The organism is Vibrio sp. 1CM7H, assembly GCF_023161645.1.
GTDB lineage: Bacteria > Pseudomonadota > Gammaproteobacteria > Enterobacterales > Vibrionaceae > Vibrio > Vibrio diabolicus.
In genome coordinates, this window is sequence record NZ_JALNTV010000006.1 from 1 (window position 1) to 22680 (window position 22680).

Below are 22680 nucleotides of genomic sequence, written 5' to 3' on the forward strand. Positions count from 1 at the left end.
TCAATGAATACTGAACATTACATAAAGTAATGTTTGAATTGACTGTGCTGAATCCGAAGATTCAATGGTCACTTCGTTTCATTGAAACCTAATTTGATACCGAAGTATCTAATTGGATTATCATCAACGAGTGCCCACACAGATTGATAGGTCTATATTTTTAAAGAGCACACTTTGAACTTCTCTTCAAAGTGGACGGCCATTTTAGCTAGATAACTTATCGTGTCAAACACTTTTTTAAGTTATTTATCTGCGAGTTAATTCTTAACTCACTGACCTTGTTGTCTAGGCTTCGCTTAACTTGCTTTCCCTTGACAACGGAGGCGCATTATAGGGCGTTCATTAAGGAACACAAGTGCATTTTTAAAAAAAACTCACCTTTTTAGTTCATTCGTATAGAAAACAGGCAAAAGGTTCTAAAACATTATAGAAAAGGGGCCAAATGGCCCCTTGAATGTGATTTTTATCTCATTTCTTATTGTATCTGTGCAATTACTGATGGGCACGAATTTGGTCATTAGTAACGATTAGCTGCACTTTCTTGTCTGGAACAATTTCACCAGAAAGAATCGATTTGGCTAATGGGTTCTCGACATTCTGTTGAATTGCGCGTTTTAAAGGACGCGCACCATATACAGGGTCGAAACCAACTTGAGCGATCAAATCGAGTGCTTTGTCAGAAACCTCTAGTTGATATCCTTTTTCTTCTAGTCGTTTCGCCAAACGTTCTAATTGAATAGAAGCGATGGACTTGATGTGTTCTTGACCAAGTGGATGGAACACCACTATTTCGTCAACACGGTTCAAGAACTCAGGACGGAAGTGTTTGCTAACCACATCCATTACTTCACTCTTGATACCTTGATAGTCTAATGTTGCGAAATTCTCTTGGATACGAGATGAACCCAAGTTCGATGTCATGATCACAACCGTATTACGGAAGTCAACAGTACGACCTTGACCATCCGTTAAACGCCCATCATCGAGAACTTGCAGCAGAATGTTAAATACATCCGGATGCGCTTTCTCTACTTCATCTAACAAAATTACCGAATACGGCTTGCGACGAACCGCTTCCGTTAAGTAACCACCCTCTTCATATCCGACATAGCCTGGAGGCGCACCCACCAATCTTGCTACTGAGTGTTTCTCCATGAACTCAGACATGTCGATACGGACCATCGCATCTTCGCTGTCGAACATAAAGCTCGCAAGTGTCTTACAAAGCTCTGTTTTACCTACACCAGTTGGACCTAAGAATAAGAAGGAGCCAATTGGTCGGTTTGGATCAGAAAGCCCAGCTCGACTACGACGAATAGCATTCGATACAACAGAGACCGCTTCGCTTTGCCCTACCACACGATTATGCAGTACGTCTTCCATACGAAGTAGTTTCTCTTTTTCCGCTTCTAGCATCTTGGATACTGGGATGCCAGTTTGCTTAGAAAGTACTTCTGCAATCTCGTTGTCGGTTACTTTATTACGCAATAGTGTCATTTCCTGCATTTCCGCTTGGGTTGCAAGATCTAACTGCTTCTCAAGTTCAGGAATACGACCATATTGAAGTTCCGACATGCGGTTTAGATCACCAGCTCGGCGAGCAAACTCCATATCCATACGAGCTTGTTCAAGCTCAGACTTAATATGTTGAGTGCCAGAAAGTGCGGCTTTTTCTGTATTCCAAACCTCTTCTAGTTCAGCGTACTCACGTTCTTTTTCATTGAGTTCTTCATTAAGCGCTTTCAAACGCTTTTCACTCGCTTCGTCGTGCTCGTTACTAAGCGCCTGTTGCTCAATCTTAAGTTGGATAATTTTACGTTCAAGCTTATCTAATGACTCTGGCTTAGAGTCAATTTGTAAACGAATGCTTGAAGCCGCTTCGTCGATTAAGTCGATCGCTTTATCTGGCAGTTGACGGTCAGAAACATAACGATGTGACAAACTCGCCGCTGCAACAATCGCTGGGTCAGTAATTTCAACGTGATGATGAAGCTCATAACGCTCCTTCAAGCCACGTAAAATCGCCACGGTATCCTCAACGGTCGGCTCATCCACCAGCACTTTTTGGAAACGACGTTCTAACGCCGCATCTTTTTCGATGTACTGACGATATTCATCCAGTGTTGTTGCGCCAACACAGTGCAGTTCACCACGGGCTAATGCAGGTTTGAGCATGTTCCCCGCATCCATTGAGCCTTCACCTTTACCCGCACCAACCATAGTATGGAGCTCGTCGATAAACAGAATGACATTGCCTTCTTCTTTAGCGAGTTCATTCAATACCGACTTCAAGCGTTCTTCAAATTCACCACGGTACTTAGCACCAGCAACCAGTGCACCCATATCTAATGACAGCACGCGGCGACCACGCAAACCTTCTGGCACTTCATTGTTGACAATGCGCTGAGCTAAGCCTTCAACAATTGCGGTCTTACCTACGCCAGGTTCACCGATGATCACAGGGTTGTTTTTAGTACGGCGCTGCAATACTTGGATGGTACGGCGAATTTCATCATCACGGCCGATAACCGGATCCAGTTTGCCCTGCTCTGCTCGCTCGGTAAGGTCAATGGTGAACTTTTCCAATGCCTGGCGAAGCTCTTCTGCATTCGGGTCATTAACTTTTTGACCACCTCTGATCTTTTCGATTGCTTGGCTAACTTTTTGCTCTGTTAAACCGATCTCTTTGAGTAATTGCCCCAATGGTCCGCGATCTTCTAAAGCAGCAAGCAGGAAGATTTCAGACGAGATATAGGAGTCTTGACGCTTTTGCGCCACTTTGTCACACAGGTTAAACAACGTGCCCATCGAACTAGAGAGCTGTACATCTCCACCGATGCCACTGACTTTTGGTAATCGATCTAGCATTTCACTCAATTTAGAGCGTAAATGCGTTACGTCCACATCCAGCATAGTAAGCAATGGACGAATTGGACTGCCATTTTGGTCAAGCAAAGCCACCATGAGGTGAACTGGCTCGATATATTGATGATCGCGCCCTAACGCTAGTGATTGAGCATCAGAGATAGCGATTTGAAACTTACTTGTGAATCGATCAAGACGCATATCTACCTTCCTAACCTCAACTAAAGGAAATTCTTTTGACAGTTAGAAAGATGGATACTCAGAGGAGGAATTTCAAGGGAGTGAATGAATAAAGATAGCTTTGCAAAAATAGCACTATGCATCTTGGCACTTTAGTGCTTATAACTAATCTTCAATCCAAATAAAGGTGGCTTGTCGACCAGTTTTACCATCACGGCGATACGAATAAAAAGAGGCTTTATCTTGGTAAGTACAAAGTCCAGAGTCAAACACTTGTGTCACTCCAGCTCGATTTAGACGTTGCGTTGCCAGCACCGACATGTCAGCAAACCATTTGCCGTCGATATCGCGTGGAGTGAATGCTTGATGCGCCTGTGAGTCAAAATCAACAAAAGCTTGCAGAACATCTTCACCCACTTCAAAGGCTTGAGGGCCAATGGCAGGGCCAAGCCACGCTATCACTTCACCTGAAAATAACGCTAATGCATTTTCGACAATACCATTTGCTAAGCCGCGCCAACCTGCATGAACGGCGGCTACCTGAGTGCCTTGTGTATTCGTCAATAATACAGGTAGACAATCGGCGGTCATCGCTGAACAAACAACATGGCTTGAAGAAGTAAATACACCGTCCGCATCAAGCACTTGTGTTGTTGGTTCATTTGCTTGAGCCACAACAGTCGAATGTGTTTGGTTTAACCAGATTGGCGCATTGGGCATGTTCGCCTGCTGCGCCAACCAAGCTCGGTTCTTCTCTACTAAAGACAAATCATCCCCAACGTGAGTACCTAAATTTAGCCCTTGATAAGGGCCTGTCGAAAAACCGCCTATACGTGTTGAGGCAAAAGCTTTGACATTTTTAGGCGCACGCCAATTCGGAATGATTGTCTTCATCTTAGAACTCTTCCGGTAAACCGTGCTCTTCCGTATCTTGACGAAGCGCTTCGGTCATCGCCACCATGTCATCAGGCACAGGGGCATGGAACTCAAGTACTTCTCCCGTAATTGGATGTTCAAAGCGTAGCATTACGGCGTGCAATGCTTGGCGATCGAAGCCACGGATCATTGCCGTTAGCTCTTCAGAAGCACCTGTCGGGATGCGAGCACGTCCACCATATGCAATATCACCGAGCAGCGGATGCTGAAGGTAAGACATGTGCACACGGATCTGGTGCGTACGACCCGTTTCAAGACGCAGACGGATACGTGTGTGTTCGCGGAAACGTTCAGCGACACGGTAGTGTGTTACCGCTGGTTTACCCATTGGTGCTACCGCCATAAGCGTGCGCTTGGTAGAATGACGACCAATAGGTTGGTCCACTTTACCGCCCGCTGTCATACGACCAATAGCGATCGCTTCGTACTCTCGAGTAATATTACGTTTTTGCAGTGCGCGAACCAGACGAGTTTGTGCAGGAACGGTTTTCGCCACCACCATCAGACCCGTTGTGTCTTTATCCAGACGGTGCACAATGCCAGCACGAGGCACTTCTGCGATATCAGGGTAATGATGCAACAACGCATTAAGCACCGTACCATCTGGCGTACCGGCACCTGGGTGAACCACAAAGTCACGAGGCTTATTGATAACGATAATATCGTCATCTTCAAAAACGATATCTAGCGGGATATCTTGCGCTTCCCAGCGTTCTTCATCTTCTAACTCGGCTTGCAATGTAATTTCCTCGCCACCCATTACTTTGGTGCGAGGTTTGGTGACAACTTCACCATTAACTTGAACTTTCCCATCAAGCAGCCACTCTTTCAGGCGCGAGCGAGAGAAGTCCGCGAATAATTCGGCGATAGCTTGGTCTAAACGTTGACCTAACTGGCTATCTTTTACGGTATTTGTTAATACAATCTGCTGAGCCATATCGAACTTTTTTAAAAACTGTGAGACTAATGCTCACGACTGTGAAAAAATAGACTATTACGTCATTGTATCTGTTACTGGAAAGAAAGTAACGGCAGCTTAAGAAATATTTAGATTCAAGGAACAGACTCCTGATATGAAACGTCAGACTTTAACAGGCCTTTTAGCGGTATCCCTTCTGTTTGGATGTGCAAGCAAAGAAGAAATCGTTCCTGATGTGCCGCCTTCGGAACTGTATGCAGACGCACAGATTTCTCTTCAAAGTGGTAATTGGCTTTCTGCAATTGAGAAACTGGAAGCATTAGACTCACGTTACCCATTCGGTGCCTACTCAGAACAGGTGCAGCTTGACCTAATCTATGCGTACTACAAAAACGACGACCTTGCTTTGGGCTTGGCAACCATTTCTCGCTTTATGCGTTTAAACCCAACCCATGAAAAAATGGACTGGGTACTGTACATGCGCGGTCTAAGCCATATGGCGCAAGATCGTAACTTTATGCATGATCTGTTCAGCGTAGATCGAAGCGATCGCGATCCTGAGCCAGTAAAAAAAGCGTTTGATGACTTCAAAAAACTGCTTCAACGCTACCCGAACAGTCCATACGCAGAAGATTCACAAAAACGCATGGTTGCACTGAAAAACCGCCTAGCGAACTATGACTTAGCGACGGCTGACTTCTACCTCCGCCGTGAAGCCTGGGTAGCTGCAATTAATCGCAGTCAAGAGCTACAAAAAGCATTCCCAGACACAGAAGCGGCACGTAAGTCACTGACTATCCAGCTAGAGGCCTACAAGCAACTCGGTTTGGAAGACGCCGTAGCAAGAACTGAAAAGCTTATCGAGCTCAACCCTGTGAAGTAACTGAGCCGCTTCAAACTAAACCGCCACCGTTTTTACCGTGGCGGTTTTTTATTACCCGCAATAGCGTGTTCTGCCCTTGCTTGATGATCTACGGGGCTCTACATATGCTTAAAGTTCCCCTCCCCTTTATAAAAGGATGTGAACGTGACGATACCTAAGCTATGCGCAGTTATGCTGCTCTTATTGTCTGCTTCCGTTTGCGCACTGCAAATATCACCACTCAAGCAACCTCCTTACACTGGGGACCTCGATGTTATTAAAGAGAAGAATGTTTTACGTGTCCTCGTTTCTGCTGATCTAGGCTTCTATTACATTGAGGGCGGTACACCAAAAGGAATAGGTGCAGAACTGCTGGCGCATTTCGAAAAAGACCTTCGTAAGCTCAAACCGAAACTTAACGTACAAATTATTCCTCTAGCCCGTGACCAACTTCTGCCAGCCTTAGAAAATGGCTCCGGTGATCTAGTCGTCGCCAATCTGACCATTACCAACTCACGTAAACAGAAAGTCGATTTTAGTTCACCCATTCTTACTGGTATTGACGAGTGGATAGTCACGAACAAAAACACACCAGCTATGACTAACATTGAGCAACTGAGCGGCAAAGAGGTTTGGGTACGTGCCAGTTCTAGCTACTTTGAGAGTATTCAAGCACTAAATAAGAAGCTAAATAAAAAAGGCTTACCACCCGTTGTCGTACATTTTATTGAAGAAACACTGCAAGACTACGAACTGGTTGGGATGCTCAATAACGGCTACGTCAAAGCCATTGTTCTCGATAGCCATAAAGCCAAACTTTGGCTGAAAGTGATGGATGATATTCGAGCTCACCCAGAAATTCCTATTCGTGAAAATGGTAAAATCGCTTGGGCAATGCGGGAAAACAGCCCAAGTTTGAAAGCCGTCGTGAACAAGTTTATTCAGAAATCTCGTTCTGGGACACTGCTAGGTAACGTCATTTACGGAAAATACATCGATAACACAGGTTGGCTAAACAAAGCCCTTAACCCCAACAAAATTGCTCAACTAGAAAAGCTTGCTACGTTGTTTTCACGCTATGGCGAGAAGTACGATATCGACTATTTACTGATCGCAGCCGTCGCTTATAAAGAGTCCGGCTTTAATAACGACCTCGTTGGAAGTCGAGGTGCAGTCGGCATAATGCAAGTTCTACCCAGCACGGCTCGAGACCCTAATATCAATATCAAAAACGTTCGACAGCTAGAAAACAATATTCATGCTGGCGTGAAGTATTTAGCATTTTTGCGTAAACAGTACTTCAGTGATCCTGCTATTACGGCGGAAAATAAACTCTACTTTACCTTAGCGGCTTACAATGCTGGCCCCGGGAATGTAGAACGAATTCGTAAACGTGCAGCCCAGCAAGGCTACGATCCTAATATTTGGTTCAATAACGTGGAAGTCGTTATGCGGAAAAGTTTAAGCTCAACGGTTGGGTACGTCACAAGCATTAATCGCTATTACGTTATATACAAACAGCTAGAAAGTTTGGACCAGGTCAAAAGTCTAGAGCGGGTATCACTGGCACCAAAGGATCCCTTCTTCATGATACCGCTACGAAAAGTCAGTCAAACGCCAGACACAAAAAAGCCGCTTGTACAATAAGCGGCTTTGTAAATAAATTCGTCTGAGAGACTCAGTGACTATCATCACACTTTACGTATAGTTAAATTTTAACCACCTCTAATATTAGGCCGTAAAACTTCCCTAAAAACGAAGACGTTTTCAGCTGAGTACTCTATCCAATCTACGGATTTACTAACCGATAACAAGCAATTTCACGATAAATCTCAGCAGATCTTGAGTGAGATCACATTCATTTTTCATCATAAAAAACCCGAACAAAATAATGATCTGAGTCACATTTTTTTATACTTAAAGCGGTAATCTGAACTCAACCCATGAGGGATGCAACAGAGGAAAAACACTTATGACAATGAATATCACTGGCAAAAACATCGAAATCACCTCTGCAATCCGAGCTCATATTGAGAGCAAGTTTAAAAAACTGGAGAAATGGCAAGTAGACCTAATTGGTTGCCAAGCAACTTTCAGTGAGGAACCAAACAAACAGAAGAAATTCGAAGCGGTTATTAAAGTTCCTAAAGGCCAGCTCATTGCCTCAGCAACTCACGAAGATCTTTACGCAGCTATCAACGAAGTGGAGCAAAAACTAGAACGACAATTGAACAAGCTGACCCACAAACCTGAAGCTCGACGTGCAAATAAGCCTGAGCTAGTGGAAGAAGAAGAGTAAACTGACCAGATTGAGGAAATAGCGCCGAAAGGCGCTATTTTTTTGCTTGACGCTCTCCCCTGCCTTGCTTATTGTGTTTAAACACTCATAAATTAAGCACTATTTATGCATTTAACCTCACTGTTTATTTTTGACTTCTTTTTCCTCCCATAGTCGGAGGGGCGAACTCGTTTGTGAAAGAAAAGTCAAAAACAAACAGAAAGCCTCCCAAATCGGGAGGCTTTTTTATAAGGAAAGAATTGATGACTGACCAACCTATTTCCCTCGAAGAAATTCGTTTGCGCTTGAATGAGCTAGATGACCAACTTCTCAGCTTATTGTCTGAGCGCCGTAAACTCAGCATTGAAGTAGCCAAAAGCAAAGTACAAACCTCAAAACCCGTTCGTGATGCCGTTCGAGAACAACAACTATTAGTTAAGCTGATTTCTAATGGCCGAGATAAATACGAACTCGACGCGCAGTACATCACTAAACTATTCCATACCATCATTGAAGACTCAGTGCTTCTTCAGCAAAGTTACCTGCAAAACCTCGTTAACCCGCAACAAAGTCGTAAGCCACTTGCTCGCGTCGCTTTCTTAGGAGCCAAAGGCTCTTACTCGCACTTGGCAAGCCGCGAATACTTCAGCCGTAAAAATACAGAACTTATCGAGCTCAACTGCGAACACTTCAAAGAAGTGACTCAAACAGTAGAATCGGGCCATGCTGATTATGGTGTTCTGCCTATCGAAAACACCAGTTCAGGCTCTATTAATGAAGTGTACGACCTACTACAACACACGACGCTGTACATCGTTGGAGAGCTAACTCAACCAATCGAGCACTGCTTGGTTGCGAAAAAAGACATTCGTCTGGAAAACATTAAAACGCTGTATTCACATCCTCAGCCACACCAACAGTGCAGTGAGTTTTTAAGCCGTATGAAAGGTGTAAAACTGGAGTCTTGCGCCAGCACGGCAGATGCAATGCAGAAAGTTCAAGAGATGGATCGTGATGATGTTGCTGCAATTGGTAATGCATCAAGCGGTAAGCTATACGGCTTGCAAGCAATTCAAGGCAACATCGCAAACCAAACTGAGAACCATACTCGTTTTATCGTGGTTGCTCGCAAACCAGTTGAGGTTTCAACTCAGATTCCAGCAAAAACTACCTTGATCATGTCGACCTCCCAAGAGGCTGGCTCATTGGTTGAAACACTATTAGTGCTGCAACGTTACGGCATCAATATGACCAAGCTAGAATCACGTCCAATTATGGGGAACCCATGGGAAGAGATGTTCTACGTAGACTTGGAATCTCATCTTGCTTCGACAGAAATGCAACAGGCACTAGAAGAGCTAACAAAAATTACTAAGCACTTGAAAGTATTAGGCTGTTACCCTAGTGAGAACGTAAAGCCTACCCAAGTAAAATTGAGTTAATAGACACCAGTGAGTAAAAAGATCATGGTAACCCAAAAAGTCGTAATCGCATCGCTAAACCCAGCTAAAATTAATGCCGTTCAAAGTGCATTTAACAGTGCATTTCCGCACCAAGAGTTCAACTTCGTTGGCGTCAGTGTACCGAGTGACGTCGCAGATCAACCTATGACTGATGAAGAAACTCATCGCGGTGCACTAAACCGCGTTAAAAACGCAAAAGTTGAGATGCCAAACGCGGATTACTATGTCGGACTTGAAGCGGGAATTGAAACAAACGTGACGTTTGCGTGGATGGTGATTGAGTCGAATACTCACCGTGGTGAATCTCGCTCTGCGAGCTTAATGCTGCCGCCTAAAGTATTGGAAAAACTCGAGCATGCGAATGAGCTGGGAGATGTCATGGATGAGGTGTTTGGTACCGAGAACATCAAACAGAAAGGTGGTGCCATCAGCCTGCTCACCCAAAACCAGCTGACTCGAAGTTCGGTTTACCATCAAGCCTTGATTCTGGCTCTGATTCCATTCACAAACCCTGAGCACTTCCCTTCAAATTTATAACGCTCCCCCCCATTCGCTAGGTACGAAAAAGGGCGGATATTTCCGCCCTTTTTAACACGTTATCTTAACCACTTGTGATACCAATACCTAAAGGCGAATTGGAATCACTGGCTACTTAGATACCGCAACTTGCTCTAACAAAACCTTGAGTTTGTCTTTCTCTTCATCAGATTTAGACTTTAACTCGTTAGAGCCACGAGTAATAGTGGCAATACCCACGCCAAGCATCTGGCTGATCTGACGTTGAGATAATTCTCCTTTAAGAAGCTCGTTAATAATATTAACGCGTGATATTAATGATTCTCTCTCATCACGTGACATCAGCATGGTTAACAGCATGTCATCTTGCTCACTGTCCATGCTAGTTCGAATTAGCTCAATAATCTGTTGCCAGTCTTTGTACTCGGGTTCGTGCGACATCAAGTTACCTCACTCAATACTTGGTATTGATCTCATGTTGATTCAAGAACGCGCCATCGATACCCAAAAGATCACGGTAATATGTTTCAAACATCAGGATGTTTTGTACATAACCGCGTGTCTCTCTAAATGGAATTGCCTCAATAAAGGCATAAGCATCCACTTTTCCTTGGGTACGCTCTCGCCACGTTTTTACTCTGTTAGGACCTGCATTATAAGCAGCAAGAGCAAAAATACGATTATTATCGTAATCCTCTAATAAGCCTTGCAAATAATGGCTACCAATTTCGATATTTTTGCCCACATTGTAGAGGTCCTGCGTACCTTGATAACTCAACTTATATTTACGTGCTGTGTACTTTGCTGTTGCGGGCATGATCTGCATAAGACCACGAGCACCAACTGGAGAACGGGCTTCGACATCCAACGCACTTTCCTGTCGAGCCAGGGACATCATCGTAACGGGATCTATGTTGTGTTTTTTTGCATAAAAGTTAAACCACCAGCGATGTGCAATCGGGAACCTCAGTTCGATATTATCCCACATCTGCGCTTGAATACTCGCGGTCACCGTTAGGTTATGCCAACGCTTAGAAGACGCATAAGCCGCCAACATCGCCTTTTCATCTTTCCCTACGCGGCGCAATAAATGTGCCCATTCACTTTTCGCTGCTGCGATTTTATCCGTCGCGATTAACTCTTCAATACGAACTAACGAGTCTTGATAGGGTTGAACCACTCGCTTATCAAACTTAACCGTATGCGTAGGGTATTTGATTGATTGTCCAATCGCATTGGCGGCTGCCACACTATAGAAGTTTCGCTGCCCGACCAAAGTCGCTAAACGCTGTTTCCCTGCGATGTCATCACCTAACGCAATTTCACTTCGTCCAAGCCAGTATTGCCAGCGAAGCGACGCTTGCTCTTCTTTATTGAGAACGGCAATCCACTCTTGTACGCCCTTCCAATCCGCGTTCTGAATCGCTAAGCGAATGCGAGTTTCAATGAGCGATAAGTACTGGCTGGTTTTCGTTTTATCATCACGCCACTTCGCTAGTGACTCAGACTCCGTACGGGTCAATCGAAATGCGATATAGTCAGCCAGGGCTTGCGCCTTTTCTGGAGAAAACTTCTGCCCTTTAATGACGGCATCATACGCACTCTGCGCTTGACTGGTATTCATGCGAGCTAGCTTTTCCAACGCATATTCGCTTTGCGCTCGATTAAAATCATTAGCCGGTTTTTTCTTCGCGAACTCCGCAACGCTTGAAGGGTTATCAAACAACGCCTTCATTTCTTTCGCTTGTTGCCTTGCCTGCGAGGATTTAGGCAGTTTAAGTAAGTAACTCATCAAACTGCCATTACGAGCATCAAACGCCAGTAGCATACGCTGGAGGATCAATTCATCAGTACGTTCACCTGCCTTGTCCCATGCTGCGAATAATGGATCGCACTCATCGGCAATACTTCTGCCACGTAACCACATATGTTCAGCCCCTTTAAACGCGGCGACTTTCTTACCTTGCTCTAACTGAGCCACGTAGAAAATACATTGGTAACGCTCGCCACTTGGAATGACTTTTTGAAACTCAGTAATGGTTTTCCAATCTTTTTGCTTATAAAGATGGTTGAGGTATGGAGCGCGAACACGACGAGAAAAAGGAAACGACTTGTGCTCCGAAATAAATTCGTTCACCTGCTGTGGCGACTTTTCCGGTAACTGTCTAATAAATGTTCGGTAGTCCACATAAGGCGTCAGTGGATAGTCAGAAATTTTAGGACGGATCGAAAGGTATCCGTCGATGTCATTTTTATCTAATAGATCTTGAGCTTGCTCATAAACTTCACGCTGCTTTTCCAAGCTCAGCGCGGCATTAGCACTCAAACTCATCGCACACAGCGCGGCTGCACAGCATACGTTTTTAGCCAATTCAGATACGTTGAATCTCATTTGTGTCATTTTCCCCAGACATATACTGCCCCAAAGCCTCGTTTTGTTAGCGTTCATGTGATGTTAAGGCAATTTTCACACATGCATCTATTTACACAGAATGCAGATGTCCATGTAAAGCAACTTAGTGTATTAAAAATTGTACTCGTGAAACTTTTAAGACGATGGAGACAAGGAGTTCCTAACTTGTGCAGAAAGCACTTCGTCATTTATAACGAATAACAAAAGTGTATACCCTAACCGTGTAAGTTTCCGGTCAGCTCAAAATAAGAAATCCATTCGAAAGGGAAATTCTTGCAATGCGGTAACAAAAACAAAGCACTTGGTATAAAATGATGGGTTTGAATGACAGTTAATTTAGGAACGATCGGCAATGGCTGAATACGTATATACCATGTCGCGGGTGAGCAAGATTGTGCCACCTAAGCGTCAAATTCTTAAAGACATCTCTCTGAGCTTCTTCCCTGGTGCGAAAATCGGTGTTTTAGGTCTGAACGGTGCAGGTAAATCCACACTGCTACGTATCATGGCAGGTATCGACACGGATATCGACGGTGAAGCACGTCCACAACCTGGTCTAAACGTAGGCTACCTACCCCAGGAGCCAGTATTAGACGAATCAAAAACCGTTCGTGAAGTTGTTGAAGAAGCAGTTGCTGACGTTGCTGACGCACTGAAACGTTTGGATGCGGTCTATGCGGCTTACGCAGAACCAGATGCAGACTTCGACGCACTTGCAAAAGAGCAAGGCGAACTTGAAGCTCTGATCCAAGCGAAAGATGGTCACAACCTAGAAAACGCACTTGAGCGAGCAGCAAACGCACTTCGTTTACCTGAATGGGACCAAAAAATTGCGCACCTATCAGGTGGTGAACGCCGCCGTGTCGCTATTTGTCGCCTGCTACTTTCTAAGCCAGACATGCTGCTGCTTGATGAGCCTACCAACCACCTAGATGCAGAATCTGTTGCTTGGCTAGAGCGCTTCTTAGTGGATTACACAGGTACTGTAGTCGCTATCACCCACGACCGTTACTTCCTAGATAACGCCGCGGGTTGGATCTTAGAGCTTGACCGTGGTGAAGGTATCCCATGGGAAGGTAACTACACCTCATGGTTGGAGCAAAAAGACGCTCGTCTACAACAAGAAGCGTCTCAAGAAAGTGCTCGTCAAAAAACCATCGAGAAAGAACTTGAGTGGGTACGTAAAAACCCTAAAGGTCGTCAAGCGAAATCAAAAGCACGTATGGCACGCTTTGAAGAACTGCAAAGCTCTGATCACCAAAAACGTAACGAAACCAATGAACTGTTTATCCCGCCAGGTGAGCGCCTAGGTGATAAAGTTATTGAAGTGAAGAACCTAACGAAGTCATTTGACGGCCGTGTTCTAATTGATGACCTATCATTCAGCATCCCTAAAGGTGCGATTGTTGGTATTATCGGTGCGAACGGCGCAGGTAAATCGACCCTATTCAAGATGTTAAGTGGTACTGAACAACCAGATTCAGGCACAATTGAAATGGGCGACACTGTGAAACTTGCATCGGTCGATCAGTTCCGTGACAGCATGGACGATTCTAAAACCGTATTCCAAGAGATTTCTGAAGGCGCTGATATCATTAAGATCAACAACTTCGAAATCCCTGCTCGCGCATACTGTTCACGCTTTAACTTTAAAGGCAGCGACCAACAAAAAATCATTGGTGAGCTATCAGGTGGTGAGCGTAACCGTGTCCACCTTGCGAAACTGCTTAAAGCGGGCGGTAACGTGTTACTACTCGACGAACCGACCAACGACCTTGACGTGGAAACACTGCGTGCTCTAGAAGAAGCACTACTAGAGTTCCCTGGTTGTGCAATGGTTATCTCGCACGACCGTTGGTTCCTTGACCGTATCGCGACCCACATCATTGACTACCGTGACGAAGGCCAAGTTAACTTCTACGAAGGTAACTACACCGAGTACATGGACTGGTTGAAGAAAACGTTGGGCCCTGAAGCCGCAGAACCACACCGCATCAAATACAAGCGTATTGCGAAGTAATCGCAACCCGCAAAGTTTGATTGTAATTTGTACAAAGGCCGCTATCATAGCGGCCTTTGTTTTCTTTGTTATAAAAAAGAGCTCATTAGCCCGTCTCGTTCGTTAAGAACATGACATTGCACTTACGTCACTCTGTAGCGACCTCGACACTTTTCAAACAGCAATCGAACATTTTTTGTTCGCATTGATATACTATTCAATTCTGTTTGAAGACATGACGAGAAAATGCACATGGCAGAGAGACGACGCTTTTCACGCATTCTCCATCAAGCGCTAGCGAAGGTAGAACAACGTGACTTGGCAATTGAAGCTAGGATTCAAGATCTTTCCTTACATGGTTTACTCATGAAAGTGGAAGAGACTGAGGCTTTGGATCCAACCCTTCCAGCCCATGTTACTTTTTCATTTGATCAATCTGAACAAGTGATTACGTTAAAAGCGCAAATTGTGGATGTTTCTAAGTGTGAGATTAGGTTAACGATCATCAAGATAGACATCGAGAGCATTAGCCAACTAAAACGATTTATAGAATTGAATGTAGGCAATAACGACCTTCTGAACCGAGAGTTAGAACATCTCTCTGATTTAGGAGAAAAATAAATGAACGCCTATTTAAGTAACAATAACTATGTCTAAAAAAATCATCATGCAGATCCCGACGAAAGACGGCGATCAGCAGTTCTATTTGGGCCGCAGTTCGGTCCTAGCAGTATTTGCTTCGGTATTGGCATTACCCGCCGTCGTTGGTGGCGCGTGGTATCTCAATCAACAGCAGATACACAATAAAGACGAACTAACACAAACCATCGCCAAACTAGAAAGTGAAAAGGCTGAAATCACCGCTCTTTATGAAGAGCAGCTTGATACCAACCACTCGCTTTCTCAGTCATTGACCGATAAAAACAATCAAATTCAGCTATTAGGAAAACGAGTATTCGACGTCGAATCGGTTCTAGGTCTCGCTGACGAAGAGCTGATGATCGATGAAAACAACATGGCGTTAGAAGAGCGAATTGATGCAGCAGCTATCGATTCCGCGGTTCGAGCAACCATGTTTCGTTTGATTCCAAATGATAGCCCAGTGACATACCAACGTATTTCTTCTTCCTACGGCAGTCGCATTAATCCTATTTCAGGTAAACGACACGTTCATACTGGTATCGATCTTACCTGTAAACGAGGAGAAGAAATCCTCGCACCTGCAGACGGAGTGGTGGAAACCGTTCGCCCGAGTAATCGTGGCTATGGCAACTATGTCACTATTCGTCATTCATTTGGCTTTATGAGCTCCTTTGCTCACTTACAACGCTTTAAAGTGAAAAGCGGCCAATTTGTCAGTAAAGGCGATGTGATTGCTCAATGTGGTAGTTCAGGTAATTCCACTGGCCCGCACCTGCATTATGAGGTGCGCTTTCTCGGGCGAGCACTCAACCCTCAATACTTGATGGAGTGGACACCTGAAAACTTCAATTATGTATTTGAAAAAGAGAAAAAAGTGAAATGGGGCCCTTTAGTTCAATTGATTGATAATGTCGTGCGTCTGCAAGTCAATTTAACCAACTCCCCCTATCGCGACACCAGTATCAATACAGTATCAAGTGAAGATACCAGCAATACCGCGACTAACTGATTTATCTCTCGACACAAAAAAGAGCAGCGTAAGCTGCTCTTTTCGTTTCGGGCTCCACACGGATAGATAACCAGCGATTAACCGCGATGAATATTATCATTCGCCTGTTTGAGTAAGTTTTGGCTCTCATTCATAAATTGTTGTGAATAATCACCAAACCACTCACTCACCTGCTCAAAGCTTTCGACAAATTTGGCTTTATCTTTGCTATCCAAAATCGCAAGTGCTTCGCCGAAGCGTTGGTGGAATCGCTTAATCATGTCGATGTTTTCTTGCGATGAGAGAATAATGTCACCGTAGAGGTTTGGATCCTGACCAAACAGACGCCCTACCATCGCCAACTCCAGGCGGTAGATTGGTGAGCTCAACTTTAACAGTTGCTCAATGTTCGGTTTCTCTTTGCTTAGATGCATGCCGTAAGCAAATGAGGTGAAGTGACGCAGCGCTTGGATTAACGTCATGCCATGATCGTGCTCTTGCGCTTCAATCTGACACAAGCTCGCGCCCCAAATACCAAACTGTTGCAGCAACCATTGGTATTGATCATTTCCACGCCCATCACAGTACACAATCACCTGCTTGGCAAGGCTCGGCACATCTGGACCAAACATTGGGTGTAAACCAACCACCGGTCCTTGGTGCACATTCAACATTGCTTGCAGTGGCTTAGATTTTATAGAAGTCAGGTCACACAGAATACAGTCTTGTGGCAGATTACCTAGCTTTTCAATCACACCTTCTGTTAGGTGAATTGGCACAGTAACCACCACCAGGCCCGCATCTTTTAGGATGTCATCCGCACGATCCCAGTCTTTGCTGCCAAGCACTTTGACTTGATAACCAGATAGCTTGAACATACGTCCAAACAGGCCGCCTAACTGGCCATTACCACCAATAATGACCACTGAGCGTAATTCAGGGTTCAAACACTTAAAACCGGAGTCTTTTTCACTGGCATAAGACTCACGCATGGTACGACGCAGAATGTCTTCAATAAGCTGTGGAGGAATTCCCATTTTCTCAGCTTCTGCTCGGCGAGAAGCCAGCATCGCCGCTTCACGATCAGGGGCATAAATAGGCAAACCATGTTCGCTTTTAACTTCCCCAACTTTCTCTACGAGCGCCAAACGCTGGGCCAATAGCTCCAACATTTGCTTGTCGACTGCATCAATCTGATCGCGCAATGCGTTAAGTTCAACTGCCATTGATGTTCCTTAAATCCTGTATTAATTAGCCTTTAGACGATTTTCTAAGAAAGGCACTAGCTCTTCATGTGCATGACGTAATAGTGCCTCAGTTGAATCCCAATTGATACATGCGTCAGTGATAGATACACCGTATTTCATCTCTTCAAGAGCTAAGTCAGAAGATTGATTTCCTTCATTGATATGGCTTTCAATCATAAGGCCGATAATGGACTTATTACCTTCACGGATTTGGTGAATAACATCTTCTGCGACTAATGGCTGGCGACGGTAATCTTTACGTGAGTTGGCGTGACTACAATCCACCATTAATGATGCATCAAGGCCAGATTTCGCCATTTCTTGCTCACACTCAGTAACTGACACTGAGTCGTAGTTAGTTTGCTTGCCACCACGTAAGATCACATGCCCATTAGCATTACCCTGAGTGGTCAATAGCGCTACTTGTCCCTCACGGTTGATCCCCATAAAACGGTGGCTAGAAGACGCAGCTTGCATCGCGTTGATTGCGGTTGCCAAACTGCCATCCGTGCCATTTTTAAAACCAATTGGCATAGACAAGCCACTTGCCATTTCACGGTGAGTTTGTGACTCCGTAGTACGTGCGCCGATCGCAGCCCAACTAAAAGTATCCGCCAAGTATTGTGGGCTAATTGGGTCCAGAGCTTCAGTCGCGAGCGGGATTTCCATCTCTGCCAATTCCACTAGCAATTCGCGTCCAACATGCAGACCATGTTCAATATCGAAGCTGCCATCGAGGTGCGGATCGTTAATCAGCCCTTTCCAGCCGACCGTGGTGCGTGGTTTTTCAAAGTAAACACGCATAACAATATACAGTTGGTCACTTAGTTGTTCAGAGAGCGCTTTAAGACGTTTTGCGTAATCCTTCGCCGCTTCCACGTCGTGGATAGAACATGGACCACATACAACCAGCAGGCGATGATCCTTTTTATGAATAATATTAGCGATAGTTTGGCGAGACTCTTGAATAAAGCGGCGCGCTTTTTCACTCAAAGGAAGCTTGGTTTTTAGCTCCTCTGGGGTAATAAGAACCTGCTCTTCGCTAATATTAATATTGCTCAACTCACTTTTCTGCATAACTCTAACCTGTATATTTATTTTTACACCCAACCAAATCCTTGGTGAGACAACTAAGTTTTAACGACAAGATAACAGGCTAAAAAAGAAAAACAAGCGTACACAATAAAAAACATTTGGTGTAAATAATTATTTACAGACAAATAAAAAGCCAAAGTATAATTAACTTTGGCTTCTAATCGGTGTTTTGAATCGTTTACAAGAGGTTTAGCTGGTCAAGCGTTTCATCGCTTCACTCGCCGCTTTCCACTCCTGAGATAACTTGAGATCGCTTAGAGAAAACGACTGTTTTTTCAGTAACGCATCCGCCAGTGGCACTATTGATACTGGCAAGTTATCCAACACCTCAATGTGTGCTTCACGCTTATTACACATCAATAGCATATCGCAGCCGGCTTTCAAGGCTTGAGCCCCACGCTCGGCAGGACTACCCATGATGGCTGCGCCTTCCATCGTCAGATCATCGGAGAAAACCAAGCCTTTAAAACCGAGTTGCTGTCGCAAAACTTGTTTCAACCAGTATTCTGAACCACTCGCAGGCTGAGAGTCGTAGTTCGGAAAAATCACGTGAGCAGGCATCATGGCATCTAAAATACCGGCATCAATTTGCGCTTTAAAGATAGCCATGTCTTGTTCAAAAATGTCGTTGCGCTCGTCGTATGGCGTTTCTAAGTGTGAGTCAGCAATCACACCACCGTGACCCGGGAAGTGTTTGCCTGTTGTTGCCATTCCAACGCTCTTCATACCCTGCATGTAAGCAGTGCTAAATCGAAGAATGGTATCGGCATCTTCGCCAAATGCTCGGTTACCGATCGCTTTACATTGATGACCTTTATCGAGCACGGGTGCAAAGCTTAAATCAATGTCGTGTGCTATCAACTCCGCTGCCATTAGCCAACCGCCCATACGTGCTAGCTCTTCGCCATTTTGATGTTTGGCGTATTCTTCTGCTGCAGGGATCAACGAGAAACCTTCACGGAAGCGTTGTACTCGCCCCCCTTCTTGATCAACACCGATCAAAATCGGGCGCTTGGCAGCCTTGCGGATTGATTGAGTAAGTGCTTGAAGCTGTTCACTATCATGATAGTTGCGAGCAAATAGAATTAAGCCACCAACCGTAGGATGTTCCAGAATTTCTTTGTCTTCAGCGGTAAGTTCACAACCCGCGACGTCAACCCATAACGGTCCCATGTTTTCTCCTCAAAATCGGCTGAATATCTCGTATTCGATGAGGTTATTCGCTTCAGATTTGCTTTACAATAAGTGAATGAAGAATTGACGAGATCGGCTATGAAATTTAACGAACTGTACATTGGTGTGATGTCTGGAACGAGTATGGACGGCGTTGATACCGCTCTGGTTGAAATAAGTGATGAGCACGTTCGTCTGGTTGCGCACGACGATTACCCAATGCCCACAGCACTGAAAGAAATGCTGTTATCTGTTTGTACCGGTCAAGCCACAAATTTAAAAGCCATAGGTGAATTGGATCACCAACTTGGCCACCTCTTCGCTGACGCCGTTTTACAACTGCTCAATAAGTCTGGCTGCGTCGCGGAACAAATTCGTGCGATTGGTAATCACGGTCAAACGGTATTCCACCAACCTACTGGAGAGTTACCCTTTACCACTCAGTTGGGTGATGCCAACATCATCGCAGTGAAAACAGGGATTGATACGGTTGCAGATTTTCGACGTAAAGATATGGCGCTAGGTGGTCAAGGTGCACCGCTGGTTCCCGCTTTTCATAAAAGTATCTTTGCCATGCAAGATTCCACTACCGTGGTGCTGAACATCGGTGGCATAGCCAACATCTCTGTACTGCATCCCGAGCAACCAGTCATTGGCTATGACACTGGTCCGGGCAACATGTTGATGGACGCGTGGTGTGCGCTGCACACTGGGCAAAGCTTCGACAAAGATGCACAATTTGCACTGAAAGGAACGGTAAACGCTACTTTGTTGACTCAATTACTTAAAGAAGCTTACCTCGCCATGCCAGCACCTAAAAGTACCGGGCGAGAACTGTTCAATATTGACTGGCTGCATCAGCAACTGGCTCATTACAATTTACCAACCGAAGACGTACAGCGTACACTCTGCGAATACTCTGCGATTACCATTGCCAACGAAGTCGACAAGTTTTCTCATGGCATCACGCCTCAACTATTGGTCTGTGGCGGTGGAGCAAGAAACCCACTTTTAATGCAGCGATTGACTAAGTTATTGCCACAATGGCACGTTGCGACAACGGCAGAAAAAGGCGTTGATGGTGACTACATGGAAGCCATGGCATTTGCTTGGCTTGCGCAGCGCTATATTCATAGCCTCCCTAGCAATTTACCGGAAGTCACAGGGGCAAGTCGTCTCGCTTCACTTGGCGTACTCTACTCAAAAAATTAATCACGAAGGCTTAAATTACTATGACAAATGACGCGCTTATTGCGGCTCTTTCTCACCTTGTCTCTGAAGGTCGAAATCCTGAAACAATGGATATCGATCTTCTTCCTTCATTAGATATTGTGCAGCGTTTAAACCAACAAGATAAACTCGTCCCAATTGCGGTCGAGAAAGTGCTACCAGAGATCGCTCAAGCCGTTGATAAGATCACGGAAGCATTTAAGGTCGGAGGTCGGTTGTTTTACATCGGTGCAGGCACCAGTGGTCGGCTCGGCGTCTTGGACGCTTCAGAATGCCCACCAACTTTTGGCACAGCTCCAGAGATGGTCGTTGGTATTATTGCGGGTGGAAAAGAGGCAATGTTCCGTGCAAAAGAAGGGGCAGAGGACGACCCTGAACTAGGCGAGCAAGATCTTAAAGAGAATGCGCTAACACAACGCGATGTCGTCGTTGGTATTGCGGCAAGTGGACGGACACCGTACGTGATTGGTGGCTTAGAGTATGCGAACGAACTTGGTGCCACCACTGTAGCACTATCTTGTAACCCTGACTCTCCGATTGCAGATATTGCCGATATTGCGATCAGCCCCGTTGTTGGACCTGAAGCGTTAACGGGCTCCACTCGCTTAAAATCAGGGACGGCGCAAAAGCTCGTACTGAACATGCTCACTACCGCAAGCATGATTCGCCTAGGCAAAAGTTATCAGAACTTAATGGTAGATGTGAAAGCGACGAATGCAAAGCTAGTTGCAAGAGCGGCTCGTATTGTTATGCAAGCAACAGATTGTACTAACCAAGAGGCTAAAACGGCTCTCAAAGAAACGGACTACGACGCCAAGTTAGCGATTTTGATGATTTTAACCGGGCTGGATAAAGAAAGCGCGACTGAGCAACTGAAAGCCAAACAAGGATATTTAAGAAAAGTCGTGATCGATCAAGCGAATCAATCTTAATCAATAAAGCGCCTCACTTATTTAAAAGTCAGGCGCCTTTTATGGCTTAATTTAGTAGTTCAATCGTTCAATGTGAGTAATACCGACTTTACCTTCAAGGTCGCTGAACATATGAACCATTGCTGGGTATGGTTGTGCTCCAGGATAGACAACTTCTGCATTACAGAAAAACGCATAGTTTTGTCCGGCTACGACTTGAGTAGCCACAACCAAAGGGGAGTATTTGACGCCGACAAACCCCTCGATACCTTTAGCAAATACTTCTTTATCCTCTGCTTTGAGTTCATTAAATGGACTCCAGCCACCAGCCATTTGCGTTGACATAATGTGATTCCTTTTTTCTGTGCTCACTATCAAACAATATGAACATAGTTTAATAGCGGGAATTTTGCCACATTTATGTTATGCAGACGGTATCACTGCGGCTTTATTGACTATTAATTTGAGTACTCATTCCAGCCACGCTGCCATTCCATACGGAATTTTTGTGCTTGCTCAGTACCTTCACAAACTCCTTCATAATACTGACCAGATAGCCCCATTTGATACGCAAAAGCAGGGTTACAGTATTCACGTAGCCCCTCTAAATAACCTTGGTCGTAATCACTTTGCTTAACGCTACCCAACTCACGCAGCTCGCTCATCGTGCGTGATGTATGTCCGGCTACACCATCTTGATATCCGATCTGATGCCAATCTCCTGACTTGGCAAGATCTTCCGTCGTTGCAGCGCATCCTGCAAGTAAAGCCAGCGCCAAACCTAACGTTGCCTTTTTCATGGTTCTTCCTTAAGTAATTGTTTTCAAAAATAAGCTTACCACTAATTATTGGCGTTTGCCGCTTAGCTTGCAGATTAAACCACTGACGCCTCGAATCAACCGCTCACTACTGCAATCAACCGTTCGCCATTTTTAAAAACCGCTCAAGCAGTATATCGACCAC

20 protein-coding genes and 1 other annotated feature are annotated in these 22680 nt (G+C 44.8%); of the genes, 10 read left to right on the forward strand and 10 right to left on the reverse strand.

Annotation, left to right across the window (positions count from 1 at the left end):
• Nucleotides 1-492: 492 nt before the first annotated feature.
• The 3 genes from clpB to rluD all read right to left on the reverse strand — a co-directional run bounded on the left by clpB (nucleotide 493) and on the right by rluD (nucleotide 4918).
• Complete coding sequence (gene clpB, locus MSG33_RS18395) at nucleotides 493-3066, reverse strand: ATP-dependent chaperone ClpB (RefSeq protein WP_005397478.1); 2574 nt, start codon at nucleotides 3064-3066, stop codon at nucleotides 493-495.
• A 144-nt stretch (nucleotides 3067-3210) separates the two neighbouring features.
• A complete protein-coding gene (pgeF, locus tag MSG33_RS18400; RefSeq protein ID WP_006743119.1) occupies nucleotides 3211-3939 on the reverse strand; it encodes a peptidoglycan editing factor PgeF in 729 nt (242 codons plus the stop codon).
• A gap of 1 nt (nucleotide 3940) precedes the next feature.
• On the reverse strand, nucleotides 3941-4918 hold the full coding sequence (gene rluD / locus MSG33_RS18405; protein WP_005385913.1) for a 23S rRNA pseudouridine(1911/1915/1917) synthase RluD: 978 nt from the start codon (nucleotides 4916-4918) through the stop codon (nucleotides 3941-3943).
• A gap of 136 nt (nucleotides 4919-5054) precedes the next feature.
• Here rluD and MSG33_RS18410 point away from each other — a divergent pair, with 136 nt between their 5' ends.
• The 5 genes from MSG33_RS18410 (at nucleotide 5055) to yjjX (ending at nucleotide 10040) form a co-directional block, all read left to right on the forward strand.
• Nucleotides 5055-5783, forward strand: a complete 729-nt coding sequence (locus MSG33_RS18410; RefSeq protein WP_006743118.1) for an outer membrane protein assembly factor BamD — start codon at nucleotides 5055-5057, stop codon at nucleotides 5781-5783.
• 144 nt (nucleotides 5784-5927) lie between these two features.
• Nucleotides 5928-7409: a lytic transglycosylase F gene (locus tag MSG33_RS18415; RefSeq protein WP_348983318.1), complete on the forward strand. Its 1482-nt coding sequence runs from the start codon at nucleotides 5928-5930 to the stop codon at nucleotides 7407-7409.
• Nucleotides 7410-7734: 325 nt separating this feature from the next.
• Nucleotides 7735-8061, forward strand: coding sequence for a ribosome-associated translation inhibitor RaiA (gene raiA / locus MSG33_RS18420; protein WP_005397484.1), 327 nt, complete (start codon nucleotides 7735-7737; stop codon nucleotides 8059-8061).
• A 108-nt stretch (nucleotides 8062-8169) separates the two neighbouring features.
• Nucleotides 8170-8291, forward strand: a sequence feature (Phe leader region).
• A gap of 12 nt (nucleotides 8292-8303) precedes the next feature.
• Nucleotides 8304-9482, forward strand: coding sequence for a prephenate dehydratase (gene pheA / locus MSG33_RS18425; protein WP_005397485.1), 1179 nt, complete (start codon nucleotides 8304-8306; stop codon nucleotides 9480-9482).
• A gap of 24 nt (nucleotides 9483-9506) precedes the next feature.
• A complete protein-coding gene (gene yjjX / locus MSG33_RS18430) occupies nucleotides 9507-10040 on the forward strand; it encodes an inosine/xanthosine triphosphatase (RefSeq protein WP_248381689.1) in 534 nt (177 codons plus the stop codon).
• A gap of 111 nt (nucleotides 10041-10151) precedes the next feature.
• Here yjjX and trpR read toward each other — a convergent pair whose 3' ends face one another.
• The gene (gene trpR, locus MSG33_RS18435; RefSeq protein ID WP_012842123.1) at nucleotides 10152-10460 is read right to left on the reverse strand and encodes a trp operon repressor; all 309 of its coding nucleotides are present in this window, start codon (nucleotides 10458-10460) and stop codon (nucleotides 10152-10154) included.
• A gap of 13 nt (nucleotides 10461-10473) precedes the next feature.
• Entirely contained in the window at nucleotides 10474-12411 is a 1938-nt protein-coding gene (sltY, locus tag MSG33_RS18440; RefSeq protein WP_248381690.1) for a murein transglycosylase, read from the reverse strand.
• Nucleotides 12412-12784: 373 nt separating this feature from the next.
• Here sltY and ettA point away from each other — a divergent pair, with 373 nt between their 5' ends.
• The 3 genes from ettA to MSG33_RS18455 all read left to right on the forward strand — a co-directional run bounded on the left by ettA (nucleotide 12785) and on the right by MSG33_RS18455 (nucleotide 16082).
• Entirely contained in the window at nucleotides 12785-14452 is a 1668-nt protein-coding gene (gene ettA / locus MSG33_RS18445; protein ID WP_005381894.1) for an energy-dependent translational throttle protein EttA, read from the forward strand.
• A gap of 231 nt (nucleotides 14453-14683) precedes the next feature.
• Nucleotides 14684-15052: a PilZ domain-containing protein gene (locus MSG33_RS18450; RefSeq protein ID WP_248381691.1), complete on the forward strand. Its 369-nt coding sequence runs from the start codon at nucleotides 14684-14686 to the stop codon at nucleotides 15050-15052.
• A gap of 28 nt (nucleotides 15053-15080) precedes the next feature.
• Entirely contained in the window at nucleotides 15081-16082 is a 1002-nt protein-coding gene (locus MSG33_RS18455; protein WP_005397491.1) for a M23 family metallopeptidase, read from the forward strand.
• Between the two features lie 77 nt (nucleotides 16083-16159).
• On the opposite strand, the gene tyrA is transcribed toward MSG33_RS18455, so the two are convergent.
• The 3 genes from tyrA to nagZ form a co-directional block, all read right to left on the reverse strand.
• A complete protein-coding gene (gene tyrA / locus MSG33_RS18460; protein ID WP_248381692.1) occupies nucleotides 16160-17287 on the reverse strand; it encodes a bifunctional chorismate mutase/prephenate dehydrogenase in 1128 nt (375 codons plus the stop codon).
• Between the two features lie 21 nt (nucleotides 17288-17308).
• Complete coding sequence (locus MSG33_RS18465) at nucleotides 17309-18385, reverse strand: 3-deoxy-7-phosphoheptulonate synthase (protein WP_005397501.1); 1077 nt, start codon at nucleotides 18383-18385, stop codon at nucleotides 17309-17311.
• 207 nt (nucleotides 18386-18592) lie between these two features.
• Nucleotides 18593-19576, reverse strand: coding sequence for a beta-N-acetylhexosaminidase (nagZ, locus tag MSG33_RS18470; RefSeq protein ID WP_248381693.1), 984 nt, complete (start codon nucleotides 19574-19576; stop codon nucleotides 18593-18595).
• 99 nt (nucleotides 19577-19675) lie between these two features.
• Between nagZ and MSG33_RS18475 the strand changes: the two genes are divergently transcribed.
• Together MSG33_RS18475 and murQ are read left to right on the forward strand one after the other, a co-directional pair.
• The gene (locus MSG33_RS18475; RefSeq protein ID WP_203346644.1) at nucleotides 19676-20788 is read left to right on the forward strand and encodes an anhydro-N-acetylmuramic acid kinase; all 1113 of its coding nucleotides are present in this window, start codon (nucleotides 19676-19678) and stop codon (nucleotides 20786-20788) included.
• Between the two features lie 20 nt (nucleotides 20789-20808).
• Complete coding sequence (gene murQ, locus MSG33_RS18480) at nucleotides 20809-21738, forward strand: N-acetylmuramic acid 6-phosphate etherase (RefSeq protein WP_248381694.1); 930 nt, start codon at nucleotides 20809-20811, stop codon at nucleotides 21736-21738.
• 51 nt (nucleotides 21739-21789) lie between these two features.
• Here murQ and MSG33_RS18485 read toward each other — a convergent pair whose 3' ends face one another.
• Nucleotides 21790-22062 carry a hypothetical protein gene (locus tag MSG33_RS18485; RefSeq protein WP_012842127.1) on the reverse strand — a complete coding sequence of 91 codons (273 nt, stop codon included), beginning with the start codon at nucleotides 22060-22062 and terminating at the stop codon, nucleotides 21790-21792.
• A 113-nt stretch (nucleotides 22063-22175) separates the two neighbouring features.
• Nucleotides 22176-22517, reverse strand: coding sequence for a DUF2799 domain-containing protein (locus MSG33_RS18490; protein ID WP_012842128.1), 342 nt, complete (start codon nucleotides 22515-22517; stop codon nucleotides 22176-22178).
• Nucleotides 22518-22680: the final 163 nt, after the last annotated feature.

What these genes read in the sequence shown, in the direction of transcription:
- pheA (WP_005397485.1), top strand. Translation starts at nt 8,304, where the DNA reads ATGACTGACCAACCTATTTCCCTCGAAGAAATTCGTTTGCGCTTGAAT.
- MSG33_RS18410 (WP_006743118.1), top strand. Translation starts at nt 5,055, where the DNA reads ATGAAACGTCAGACTTTAACAGGCCTTTTAGCGGTATCCCTTCTGTTT.
- clpB (WP_005397478.1), bottom strand. Translation starts at nt 3,066, where the DNA reads ATGCGTCTTGATCGATTCACAAGTAAGTTTCAAATCGCTATCTCTGAT.
- MSG33_RS18485 (WP_012842127.1), bottom strand. Translation starts at nt 22,062, where the DNA reads ATGTCAACGCAAATGGCTGGTGGCTGGAGTCCATTTAATGAACTCAAA.
- MSG33_RS18450 (WP_248381691.1), top strand. Translation starts at nt 14,684, where the DNA reads ATGGCAGAGAGACGACGCTTTTCACGCATTCTCCATCAAGCGCTAGCG.
- raiA (WP_005397484.1), top strand. Translation starts at nt 7,735, where the DNA reads ATGACAATGAATATCACTGGCAAAAACATCGAAATCACCTCTGCAATC.
- nagZ (WP_248381693.1), bottom strand. Translation starts at nt 19,576, where the DNA reads ATGGGACCGTTATGGGTTGACGTCGCGGGTTGTGAACTTACCGCTGAA.
- sltY (WP_248381690.1), bottom strand. Translation starts at nt 12,411, where the DNA reads ATGAGATTCAACGTATCTGAATTGGCTAAAAACGTATGCTGTGCAGCC.
- MSG33_RS18490 (WP_012842128.1), bottom strand. Translation starts at nt 22,517, where the DNA reads ATGAAAAAGGCAACGTTAGGTTTGGCGCTGGCTTTACTTGCAGGATGC.
- ettA (WP_005381894.1), top strand. Translation starts at nt 12,785, where the DNA reads ATGGCTGAATACGTATATACCATGTCGCGGGTGAGCAAGATTGTGCCA.
- pgeF (WP_006743119.1), bottom strand. Translation starts at nt 3,939, where the DNA reads ATGAAGACAATCATTCCGAATTGGCGTGCGCCTAAAAATGTCAAAGCT.
- MSG33_RS18475 (WP_203346644.1), top strand. Translation starts at nt 19,676, where the DNA reads ATGAAATTTAACGAACTGTACATTGGTGTGATGTCTGGAACGAGTATG.
- MSG33_RS18455 (WP_005397491.1), top strand. Translation starts at nt 15,081, where the DNA reads ATGTCTAAAAAAATCATCATGCAGATCCCGACGAAAGACGGCGATCAG.
- trpR (WP_012842123.1), bottom strand. Translation starts at nt 10,460, where the DNA reads ATGTCGCACGAACCCGAGTACAAAGACTGGCAACAGATTATTGAGCTA.
- yjjX (WP_248381689.1), top strand. Translation starts at nt 9,507, where the DNA reads ATGGTAACCCAAAAAGTCGTAATCGCATCGCTAAACCCAGCTAAAATT.
- MSG33_RS18465 (WP_005397501.1), bottom strand. Translation starts at nt 18,385, where the DNA reads ATGCAGAAAAGTGAGTTGAGCAATATTAATATTAGCGAAGAGCAGGTT.
- murQ (WP_248381694.1), top strand. Translation starts at nt 20,809, where the DNA reads ATGACAAATGACGCGCTTATTGCGGCTCTTTCTCACCTTGTCTCTGAA.
- tyrA (WP_248381692.1), bottom strand. Translation starts at nt 17,287, where the DNA reads ATGGCAGTTGAACTTAACGCATTGCGCGATCAGATTGATGCAGTCGAC.
- rluD (WP_005385913.1), bottom strand. Translation starts at nt 4,918, where the DNA reads ATGGCTCAGCAGATTGTATTAACAAATACCGTAAAAGATAGCCAGTTA.